Consider the following 2581-nt stretch of genomic DNA (forward strand, 5'->3'; position numbering starts at 1 on the left):
ATCGGATTGCCGGTCTCCGGGTGATTGCCGATCGTCCGCGGCAGCGAAAGCAGCTTCACCGCGAGGTCGAGGGTCAGCTCGCCCGCATCCTTGGGGATCGAGGCGCGCTTCGCCTCCTTCCCCTCGCCCATCTCGATATAGGGGCCGAAACGGCCGGTCTTGCGACTGATATCCTGGCCGGTTTCCGGATGCTGGCCGAGGATTTCAGGGCCGTCGTCGCTCGCGGCCTCCTCGCCGCCCTGGCCGAAGCGGCGCGTGAACTTGCAATCGGGATAGTTGGAGCAGGCGACGAAGGCCCCGAACCGGCCGCCGCGAAGCGCGAGCCTCCCCTCGCCGCAGGCGGGGCAGAGGCGCGCGTCCGTGCCGTCCGCCTTGTCCGGGAACAGGTAAGGCGCAAGGAAATCATCGAGCGCGGCGGTCACCTCCGACGGCTTCTGCTCCATGATCTCGGCCGTCTTCGGCTTGAAATCACGCCAGAAGGCGTCGAGCACCGCCTGCCAATCCGCACGCCCGCCGGAAATCTCATCCAGCTCATCCTCGAGCCCGGCGGTGAAGTCGTAGGAGACGTAGCGTTCGAAGAAGCGCTCAAGGAAGGCGGTCAGAAGCCGCCCGCTCTCTTCGGGATAAAAGCGGTTCTTCTCCAGCCGCACATACTCCCGGTCCTTCAGCGTCTGAAGCACCGAAGCATAGGTGGACGGGCGGCCGATGCCGAGCTCCTCCATCTTCTTGACGAGGCTGGCCTCGGAATAACGCGGCGTCGGCTGGGTGAAATGCTGCTCGGCATGCACCGCTTTCTTGGCCGGCGCATCGCCTTCCCGAAGGCGCGGCAGGCGGCGGCTATCCTCGTCCTGCTCGTCGTCGCGACCTTCCTCATAGAGCGCCATGAAGCCAGGGAAGAGCACAACCTGGCCGGTCGCCCGAAGCGCCGTCTGGCCCGTACCGTCGGTGAGCTCCACCGTCGTCCGCTCCAGCCGCGCGGAGGCCATCTGGCTTGCAAGCGCGCGCTTGAAGACGAGATCGTAGAGGCGCGCATGGTCTCCCGAGCCTGCGCGGTCGCGGCTGAAATCGGTGGGGCGGATCGCCTCGTGGGCTTCTTGCGCGTTCTTCTGCTTGGTCTGATAGTGGCGCGGCTTGTCCGGCACGTAGCCGCTATCGTAGCGGTCGACGATCGCGCGCCGAGCGCCGGAGATCGCCTCGGGCGCCATATCGACGCCGTCGGTCCGCATGTAGGTGATGGCGCCGTCCTCATAGAGGCCCTGCGCCACCCGCATCGTGTGGCTGGCGGAGAAGCCGAGCTTGCGCGCCGCCTCCTGCTGAAGCGTCGAAGTGGTGAATGGCGGCGGCGGGTTGCGGGTGAGCGGCTTGGTTTCGACCGAGGAGACGCTGAACCGCCCCGCCTCGACCGCTGCCTTGGCTGCCATTGCGGTTCCCTGATCGCCGATGCTGAGGCGGTCGATCTTCTCGCCCTTGAAGCGCACGAGCCGGGCGAGGAATTCCTGCCCGTCCGCCTCCATGGTGGCCGACACGCTCCAATATTCCTGCGCGCGGAACAGTTCGATCTCGCGCTCGCGGTCGGCGATCAGGCGAAGCGCCACCGATTGCACGCGGCCCGCCGACTTGGCGCCCGGCAGCTTCCGCCACAGCACAGGCGAGAGCGTGAAGCCGACGAGATAATCGAGCGCGCGGCGGGCGCGGTAGGCGTCGATCAGATCCTCGTCCAGCGCGCGGGGATGCTTCATCGCCTCGGTGACGGTGGCCTTGGTGATCGCGTTGAAGGTGACGCGCTCGACGTGCTTCGGAAGCGCCTTCTTCTTCTGCAGGAGCTCCTGCACGTGCCAGCTGATCGCCTCGCCCTCCCGGTCGGGGTCGGTGGCGAGGATCAGCGCATCAGCCTTCTTCGCCTCGTCGGTAATGGCTTTGAGCTGCCGCGCCTTGTCCGCATAGGTCTCCCACTGCATCGCAAAGCCGTTGTCCGGGTCCACCGAGCCGTCCTTCGGCGGCAGATCGCGGACGTGGCCGTAGGAGGCGAGCACCCGATAGCCGCTGCCCAGATATTTCTCGATCGTCTTCGCCTTTGCGGGCGATTCGACAACTACCAGTTTCATTTAGGAAAATGCCCCTTCACGCGTACGCGTACACGGTGATGGGCTGCTCGGAGGCGCGTCAAGAGGGCTCCGAAAGTCACGACTGGCACAAATGTCACATGGAATCGCGGGGGGTCTTCCTCCGAAAGAGCGTGCACGGCCGGCGGCCGCGGCGCAGCCACGGGCGGAGTGGACGATTCGGGTGAGGGATGCTTCATCGGTCAGGTTGGACCAGAAGAAATCCTATTGTTCAAGAATTTCGTCGATGGCCGCTCCTGATAGCCGTGATTGCTTGATCTTAAGAAGATATTCGGTCGGCGCCCGACCGATCCCTTCTCGACTGGATCAGGGCAAAGAGGCCGACAGTGACGGCGGCAACCACAAGCGTCTTCGTCGCGAAGCCCTTCTTGTTGTGCCGCCATTCCGCCCGGGCGCCCATTTCGGCCGGGATGTTCGGGACCTTGCCGCGGCCGAGATCCTCCACCACGCCCTCGACG

The 2581-nt window shown here is 65.4% G+C and carries 2 protein-coding genes; both read right to left on the minus strand.

Annotation, left to right across the window (positions count from 1 at the left end; translation table 11 throughout):
• A partial coding sequence (topA, locus tag VF662_RS00470) for a type I DNA topoisomerase (RefSeq protein ID WP_464136385.1) occupies positions 1 to 2105 on the minus strand: 2105 nt, incomplete at its 3' end.
• 277 nt (positions 2106 to 2382) lie between these two features.
• On the minus strand, positions 2383 to 2581 hold a 199-nt coding region (locus VF662_RS00475; protein WP_464136387.1), incomplete at its 5' end, for a hypothetical protein.

Source organism: Allosphingosinicella sp. (assembly GCF_036387215.1).
Lineage (GTDB): Bacteria > Pseudomonadota > Alphaproteobacteria > Sphingomonadales > Sphingomonadaceae > Allosphingosinicella.